Consider the following 8400-nt stretch of genomic DNA (forward strand, 5'->3'; position numbering starts at 1 on the left):
AGGGCGGGCTGGCTCAAGGCGATGCCGTCGAATACCGAATCACGTTTCTTCTCAGCAGCTTTGAGTTCTTCCCATTCGCGGATCTGGGTGTCGAGGTCGGCGTGTGCACCGTCGAGGATGCCCTTGGTGCGGCCCGATACCTTGGCGGTGAAGGAGCGGGCGACGTCGTTGATGTCGAAGGAGGCGCTGCTACGGTCGGCGGCGATGCGGGCGTGAAAGAGCACCTGTAGCAGCAGGTCTCCGAGTTCTTCGAGGAGATCGGCCGGGTTGTCGGCGTCGATGGCGTCGAGCAGCTCGTAGGTTTCCTCGATCAGGTAGCGTCGCAACGACGCATGCGTCTGGGTGCTCTCCCACGGGCCGTTGCGCCGCAACGTATCCATCAGTGCGACGGCCTCCAACAGCGCTTCGCCGGAACGCTTCTCGGTCATGCCGCGAGCGGTCGCATCGTGATGAGGAACTTGGTGAGGTACTCGATGAGCGCGTCGTCGCGCAACCGCGCCGATCCCACGCCCCCGGTCCGCGGCAAGGGCAGCGTGATCACCGACGTCGTCGCCCGGTACGTGGCCGAGGAGTAGATCCGTTTGAGCCGGACCTGTTCGCTGTCGAGGAGGGTGAGCGGGGAGATCTTGACCGACGTGCCCACCACCCCGAGTTCGGCGACTCCCCGTTCGCGGCACCGCAGTCGCAGTCGGGCTATCGCCGCCAGACGCTGTGTCTCCTCGGGCGGTTCGCCGTAGCGGTCGGTGAGTTCGGCGAGAATCCCGGTCACGGCGTCGTCATCGGTCGCCGCGGCCAGTTTGCGGTAGGCCTCCAACCGCAGGCGGTCCGAATCGACGTACTCGACGGGGATGTGTGCGTCGACCGGCAGATCGATCCGCACCTCGACCGTCTCCTCGGTCTGTACGGTCTGCCCGTCGGCGGCCGCCCGGTACGCTTCCACCGCCTCACCGACGAGCCGCACGTACAGATCGAAACCGACACCCGCCACGTGCCCGGACTGTTCGGCACCGAGAACGTTTCCGGCGCCACGCAACTCGAGGTCCTTGAGCGCGACGGCCATACCGGCACCGAGTTCGTTGTTCTGCGCGATCGTCGCCAACCGGTCATAAGCCGTTTCGGTGAGCGGCTTTTCGGGACTGTACAGCAGATACGCATAGCCGCGTTCCCGGCTACGGCCAACGCGTCCGCGCAACTGATGCAGCTGCGACAGGCCCAGGTTCTCGGCCCGGTCGACGATCAGCGTGTTGGCGTTGGAGATATCGAGACCGGTCTCGATAATCGTCGTACACACGAGCACATCGAAGTCGCGGTTCCAGAATCCGGCGACCGTCTTCTCCAGCTGGTCCTCGTTCATCTGACCATGCGCCACAACCACTTTGGCCTCAGGAATCATTGCCGCGATCTCTTTGGCGGTCTTGTCGATGGTGGAGACCCGATTATGTACGTAGAACACCTGACCGTCGCGCAGCAGTTCACGGCGAATCGCCGCGGTCACCTGTTTGGCAGCGTACGCACCGACATAGGTGAGCACCGGATGCCGTTCCTCCGGCGGAGTCAGGATCGTCGACATCTCCCGGATACCGGCCATCGACATCTCCAAGGTGCGCGGGATCGGGGTGGCCGACATCGTGAGCACATCCACGTGGGTGCGCAACGATTTGATGTGTTCCTTGTGTTCGACGCCGAACCGTTGTTCCTCGTCGACGATCACCAGCCCGAGGTCCTTCCACACGAGTCCGGTCTGCAGCAGGCGATGGGTGCCGACGACGATATCGACCTCACCCGAAGCCATTTCGTCGATGATCTGTTTGGATTCCTTGGCGTCGGTGAACCGGGAAAGCCCTTTGACACGCACCGGGAAACCGGTCATCCGCTCACTGAACGTTTGCAGATGCTGTTGCGCCAGAATGGTTGTGGGCACCAGCACGGCCACCTGCTTACCGTCCTGCACCGCCTTGAACGCCGCCCGCACCGCGATCTCGGTCTTGCCGTAACCTACGTCGCCGACGACCACCCGGTCCATCGGAACAGGCCGTTCCATATCGGATTTGACCTCGGCGATCACCGTCATCTGGTCGACGGTTTCGGTGAAGTCGAACGCGTCCTCCATTTCCCGCTGCCACGGAGTATCGGGGCTGAACGCGAAACCGGGTGCGGCGTGGCGGGCCGCGTACAACTGCACCAGCTCACCGGCGATCTCCCGAACGGCCTTGCGCGCTTTACGTTTGGTGTTCTGCCAATCGGAACCGCCGAGCTTGGACAGCGACGGCTGCTCGCCGCCCACGTACCGGGACAATTGATCGAGGGCGTCCATCGGCACGAACAGCCGATCGCCGGGCTGACCGCGTTTACCGGCCGCGTATTCGATGACCAGGTATTCGCGGCGCGCCCCCGACACCGTGCGTTCGATCATCTCCACGAACTTGCCGATGCCGTGCTGGTCGTGCACCACCAGATCACCGGCGGTCAGGGCCAGCGGATCAACCTGGTTGCGGCGCTTGGCCGGAAGCTTACGGCCGTCGCGTACGCCGGCGACGCGCGTTCCGGTGAGGTCGGTTTCGGTGACGATCACCAGCCGCGCCCCCGGGCACACCAGTCCGCCGCGGAGAGTGCCGTGGAATACCGACACCTGGCCCGGTTCCGGTGTCGCACCGGATTCGGCCAGGCCAGACGGTACCTCGGCGTCGGCGAGGCGTTCACACACGCGTTGCGCGGTTCCCTTGCCCGCCACCACGATTGCCGCAGTGCCACCGTCGGTGACATGTGCGCGCAGCATCGCGAAGGTCTTCTTGATCTCCGGTTCCTCACCATGCGGTGCGGGACCGGCGGTCAGCTCCAGTTCCACCTCGTCACCGGAGCCCGACGACAGCGGGCTGATCGTCCACCACGGCTTGTCGGCACGCAGGGTGGCCCGGCGCACCGCCTCCAGCGAACGATAGGCGCTGGCCTCCAGATCGATCGCGGTGCCGCGGGTGTCGATCGGGGCGTCGGCGCCGATCGCCGCCGCCTGCCAGGAGGCTTCCAGGAACTCGGCGCCCGTCTCGGCCAGACCCGCTGCCCGCGTGCGGACCTTCTCCGGGTCGAGGATCAGTACGCGGGTCCCGTCGGGCACGACCTGGGTGAGCAGTTGCATCTCCCCGTCGACAAGCGCCGGGATCAGCGCCTCCATGCCGGCCACCGGGATGCCTTCGGACAGTTTGGTGAGCATCTCCCCGAGTTGCTGGTCGTCGCCCGACTCACCGGCGAGTTCGGCCGCCCGCACCCGGACTTCGGTGCTGAGCACCAACTCTCGGCACGGATGGATCCGTACGGCGGAGGTGTCGATCTCGGGCTGACTGCGCTGGTCGGCGACAGAGAAGGCGCGGATCTCGCTGATCTCGTCGCCCCAGAACTCGACCCGCACCGGATAATCGGCCGTGGTCGGGAACACGTCGAGAATGCCTCCGCGGACAGCGAATTCGCCGCGACGGCCCACCATGTCGACGCGTTCGTAGGCCATCTCGACGAGTTGGGCGAGCAATCCGTCGAAGTCGATCTCGATGCCCTCGGTCAGGGTGATGGAGCGAGCCTCCCCCAGGCCTGGCGCCATCGGCTGCACCAGCGAGCGGACCGTCGTCACCACCACCCGCAGCGGATCACCCTCGGGGTGGGCGAGCCGGTGCAGGACCGCCAGCCGGCGGCCGACGGTGTCCGCGCTCGGGGACAGTCGCTCGTGCGGCAGCGTCTCCCATGACGGGAACTGCACCACAGCATTCGGATCGCCGAGCAGTTCGGCCAGTTCGGCGGTCAGATCGTCGGCCTCACGACCGTTGGCCGACACCACCAGCAGCGGCGAGGAATCCCGTTCGGCAAGGGCGGAGACGACGAACGGCCGCGCCGCATCCGGTGCGGTGATGTTCAATTCCGGCTCGGTGCGCCGATCCACGAGCCCGGCGAACGCCTTGTCGTTACATGTGACGGCGGCTAATCCATGTAGGGCAGGCGTAGACACCCGGTTGAGTCTAGTGTCCCGTGCGGTACCGAGCCCGAGCGACTACAACTTTGGGCATGAGTATCGTCGTCCGGCCCGCCGGGATCGCTGACTGCCCACAGATCGCCGACATCTACCGGCACTACGTCGAGCACACCGTCGCCACCTTCGACACCACCGCACCGGCCCTGGACGTGTGGGAACAGAAATTCACCGCGATCACCACCGCGGGCCGCCCGTTCCTCGTCGCCGTCGACAGCGACGAACGGGACGAGGTCGCCGGATTCGCCTACCTCGGTGCCTTCCGCAATATGCCCGCCTACGGTCAGACCAGCGAGGACACGATCTACCTGCGACCCGGACTCGGCGGCAAAGGCATCGGCTCGGCCCTGATGAGCAGGATGCTTGCCGACGCCGAACACACCGACGTCCGGCAGATCATCGCCGTCATCGCCGCGACGGGCGGCGAGGCCTCGATCGCGCTGCATCTCAAACACGGCTTCACCCACGCCGGACGGCTGCGTGCCACCGGCTACAAGGCCGGCCAGTGGGTCGACACCGTCTACCTGCAATACAGCGTCGGCGCCCAGTAGCGATCAGTCGTCGGCGACCGTGTCGGACGAACGTTTGCCCGACGCATCGGTGGAGATCAGGCGCGGGTTGGGGTTGAGGCGGGCCAAACCGTTCCAGCACAGGTTGACCAGGTGCGCGGCCACCACCTCCTTCGACGGTTCACGCACGTCGAGCCACCACTGCGCAGTCACCGACACCATCCCCACCAGCGCCTGCGCGTACATCGGAGCGAGTGCGGGATCGAAGCCACGCCGATCGAACTCGCCGGCCAGGATGTGCTCGACCTGGCTGATCGCATCGTTGAGCAGACTGGAGAACCCGCCGGTACTGGTGCTCTCACCACGCATCAGGATGCGGAACCCGTCGGTGCGTTCCTCCATATAGGTAAGCAACGCCAATGCCACCGACTGAATGCGGTGCAACGAGCTGTTGCGTGAGAGCGACGCGGTGACCATCTCGAGCAGAGTTTCCATTTCGCGGTCCACCACCACCGCGTAGAGACCCTCCTTGCCACCGAAATGCTCGTAGACGATGGGTTTGGACACGCTGGCGCGCTGCGCGATCTCCTCGATGGAGGTGCCCTCGAAGCCGCGCTCGGCGAACAACCCCCGCGCTACCTCGATCAGCTGGGCGCGACGCTGCGGAGCCGTCATCCGCGTACGCGGAGCCCGCACAGCGGCATCGGACTTGGTCGGTCGACTCACAGCCATGCGCCCCACACTATCGCGGCGAGCCGCGGACCAGCGCTCATCCGCGTCCATGTCGGGCTCGGCTGGACGCGACCCCGACCACCCCACTGATCGGTATGCCAGACTTCCGGTCAGTGGGGTGGCGGGGCTTCCGGATGCGTACAGGCCGCGGCGGCGAGTTGCCGTGATCGTGCCTCGATGACGTCGCCGAGCCCGTGCCACCACGCCACGACGAGTGCCCTCATCGGTGCATCGGAAACCATGTCGCCTCCTGTCCTGATTGTCCGCAAGTTCAGTGCGCCGCAAATCGCGCGCCGGCGCCAGGGTTTGAGTCAGTGAGATCGCATCCGGCCACTGCGGAACGGGCCACGAACCGGCGGTGTTGCCGCCACAGAAGCGACGACGACAGCGGCACGACAACGACAGTGGGGAGAAGCGGTGACCGGCACGAATCTGCACCTGGGAGTGGCGCTGACCGGAACGGGATGGCATCCGGGTGCCTGGCGGGCGGCCGATGCCCGGCCCCACGACCTGCTGACGGCGCGGTACTGGGCGGATCTGGTCATCGAGGCCGAGGCCGGCCTACTGGACTTCGTCACGTTCGAGGACGGATTCACCCCGCTGGGCACCGGGATCGCCGAAGATCGCACGGACCTGGTTGCCGGCCAACTTGATTCGGTTCTCGTAGCGTCCCGGGTGGCACCGCTGACCCACCACATCGGGTTGATCCCCACCGCGGTGGTCACGCACACCGAACCGTTTCATCTGTCCAAGGCCGTCGCCACACTCGACTTTGTCGGTGGAGGCCGGGCGGGTGTGCGGCTCAAGGTTTCCGGTGATGCCCGGGAAGCGGCGCTGTTCGGCCGCCGCACATTCCCCGATCCGCATGATCGCGGACTCTTCGACGAAGCCGCCGAATACGCCAGAGTGCTGCGGCTGCTGTGGGATTCGTGGGAGGACGGCGCCGAGATCCGGGATACGGCCACCGGACGTTTCATCGACCGCGACAGACTGCATTACGCCGATTTCACCGGCGAGTATTTCTCCGTGCGCGGGCCGTCGATCACACCACGACCGCCGCAGGGCAGACCGCCGACCGCCGCGCTCGGACACACCGATGCCGAGTACGGATTCATTGCCGGCTCAGCCGATATCGGGTTCATCACACCGGCCGATGCGACGTCCGCCGCCGCAATCGTGGCCACCATCGGCGACGGTCGCACCGACGCCCCAGCGCGCCTCTTCGTCGACATCGCGGTGACCATCGGCGACACCGACTCCGACGCGCACCGCCGGGAAGAAGACCTGAATAGCCTTTCCGCACAACCCTATTCCAGCGACGCGGACGTCATTGTCGGCTCAGCGACAACGATCGCCGACCGGATCGAGTACTGGGCGTCGCAGAGTGGAATCGGCGGTGTCCGGTTGCGTCCGGCCACGCTTCCCGACGATCTGAGGGCCATCACCCGGTCGGTGGTGCCGATCCTCCAGGACCGTGGCGTGTTCCGTAAGTCCTACAACGAGCACACGTTGCGACGCCGACTCGGCCTGCGTCGGCCCGACAATCTATTCGCCGGAAAGGTTTCCGTGTCATGAGTAAGCAGGTTCACCTCGCCGCCCACTTTCCCGGCGTCAACAACACCACGGTGTGGGGCGATCCGGCCGCGGGCAGTCATATCGAGTTCAATTCCTTTGTGCACCTGGCGCAGACGGCCGAGCGCGGCAGATTCGACTTCTTCTTCCTCGCCGAGGGGCTGCGGATCCGCGAGCAGAACGGACTCATCTACGAACTCGACGTGGTCGGCCGGCCCGACACCTTCACCGTGCTGTCGGCGCTCGCCGCGGTCACCGACTATCTCGGCCTGACCGGCACCATCAACTCCACGTTCAACGAACCCGTCGAGGTGGCAAAGCAATTCGCCACTCTCGACCATCTGTCGGGTGGCCGGGCCGCATGGAATGTGGTGACCTCCTGGGACGAGTTCACCGGCGAGAACTTCCGGCGCGGCGGCTACCTGACGGCCGATCAGCGCTACACCCGGGCCAAGGAGTTCCTCGACGCCGCCACCACCCTGTGGGATTCGTGGGCCGACGGCGACGTTGTCGCCGACGCCTCGTCGGGACAGTTCCTCGAACGCGACGACGCCGGCGTATTCGACTATCACAGCTCACAATTCGACATCACCGGCCGGTTCGCAGTGCCCCGCTCACCGCAGGGCCGCCCGGTGATCTTCCAGGCCGGCGATTCCGAGGAGGGCCGTGAGTTCGCCGCGGCCACAGCCGACGCCATCTTCTCCCGGCACGCAAAATACGACGACGGACGGGCTTTCTACGCCGACGTCAAACGCAGACTCCCCGCATACGGGCGGGCGAACGACGACCTGCTGGTGCTGCCCGCGGCGTCGTTCGTGATCGGCGCCACCGACACCGAAGCCGCCGACATCGCTCACGACGTCCGCCTCGCCCAGGTCAGTCCCGCGACAGCGATCAACTTCCTCGAACAACTGTGGAACCGCGACCTGTCCTCCCATGACCCCGACGGCCCGCTGCCGACCGTCGACCCCGTCCCCGGCGACAACACCATCGCCAAAGGCCGGGCCAGCACCCGCCATCACCGCGACCCCCGCGACATCGCGAACGAATGGCGCCGGATCGCCGAAGCCGGCAACCTCACCACCCGCGAACTCATCATCAAGGTCACCGGCCGCCAATCATTCGTCGGCTCGGCGTCGACCATCGCCGCCGCCATCAACAAAAACGTCCAGGACGAGGCCGCCGACGGCTTCATCCTGGTACCACACATCACCCCCGGCGGACTCGACCGCTTCGTCGACGAAGTGATTCCTCTGCTGCAGGAACGCGGCGTCTACCGCACCGATTACGAGGGCACCACCCTGCGGGACAACCTCGGCCTGACCGCCTCCGCATAAGCAGCAAGGTGGGGTGCGGCACGACCGAGAACCGGTCCCGACCTACCGCGGAGCAAGCGCTACAGGCCGAATCCGGCCTGCATCTCGCGCAACGTCTGCGCGGAGGCGAGCAGGCCGGCGCGCTCGTCGTCGGACAGTTTGACGTCGAGGCGCCGACCACAACCGGAGCGGCCGACCACCGCCGGCAACGACAGGCACACGTCATCGAGGCCGGCGAACCCTTCGGCGACCGTGGACA

General features: G+C 66.0%; 7 protein-coding genes and 1 pseudogene. 3 read left to right on the forward strand and 5 right to left on the reverse strand.

Translation table 11 applies throughout. The annotated features are described in order from the left end of the window. Together KDB67_RS02715 and mfd are read right to left on the reverse strand one after the other, a co-directional pair. Window positions 1-428, reverse strand: a 428-nt coding sequence (locus KDB67_RS02715; RefSeq protein WP_291012109.1) for a MazG nucleotide pyrophosphohydrolase domain-containing protein, incomplete at its 3' end; no start/stop codon positions are given. Then, a complete protein-coding gene (gene mfd / locus KDB67_RS02720; protein WP_291012112.1) occupies window positions 425-3991 on the reverse strand; it encodes a transcription-repair coupling factor in 3567 nt (1188 codons plus the stop codon). The genes KDB67_RS02715 and mfd, both read right to left, overlap by 4 nt. Before the next feature lie 56 nt (window positions 3992-4047). On the opposite strand from mfd, the gene KDB67_RS02725 reads away from it, so the two are divergent. After that, window positions 4048-4563 carry an N-acetyltransferase family protein gene (locus tag KDB67_RS02725; protein ID WP_291012114.1) on the forward strand — a complete coding sequence of 172 codons (516 nt, stop codon included), beginning with the start codon at window positions 4048-4050 and terminating at the stop codon, window positions 4561-4563. A 3-nt stretch (window positions 4564-4566) separates the two neighbouring features. Here KDB67_RS02725 and KDB67_RS02730 read toward each other — a convergent pair whose 3' ends face one another. Then, window positions 4567-5253, reverse strand: coding sequence for a TetR/AcrR family transcriptional regulator (locus KDB67_RS02730; RefSeq protein WP_291012116.1), 687 nt, complete (start codon window positions 5251-5253; stop codon window positions 4567-4569). A gap of 110 nt (window positions 5254-5363) precedes the next feature. After that, a complete protein-coding gene (locus KDB67_RS02735; protein ID WP_291012118.1) occupies window positions 5364-5495 on the reverse strand; it encodes a hypothetical protein in 132 nt (43 codons plus the stop codon). Window positions 5496-5670: 175 nt separating this feature from the next. Here KDB67_RS02735 and KDB67_RS02740 point away from each other — a divergent pair, with 175 nt between their 5' ends. Together KDB67_RS02740 and KDB67_RS02745 are read left to right on the forward strand one after the other, a co-directional pair. Next, window positions 5671-6828, forward strand: a complete 1158-nt coding sequence (locus KDB67_RS02740; RefSeq protein ID WP_291012121.1) for an LLM class flavin-dependent oxidoreductase — start codon at window positions 5671-5673, stop codon at window positions 6826-6828. After that, complete coding sequence (locus KDB67_RS02745; RefSeq protein ID WP_291012123.1) at window positions 6825-8162, forward strand: NtaA/DmoA family FMN-dependent monooxygenase; 1338 nt, start codon at window positions 6825-6827, stop codon at window positions 8160-8162. Before KDB67_RS02740 ends, KDB67_RS02745 begins: the two co-directional genes overlap by 4 nt. Before the next feature lie 59 nt (window positions 8163-8221). On the opposite strand, the pseudogene KDB67_RS02750 reads toward KDB67_RS02745, so the two are convergent. Then, a pseudogene (locus tag KDB67_RS02750) lies at window positions 8222-8400 on the reverse strand (L-lactate dehydrogenase); the annotation flags it as partial.

Origin of the sequence: Gordonia sp. (in: high G+C Gram-positive bacteria) (assembly GCF_020438995.1) — a bacterium.
Taxonomy (GTDB): domain Bacteria; phylum Actinomycetota; class Actinomycetes; order Mycobacteriales; family Mycobacteriaceae; genus Gordonia.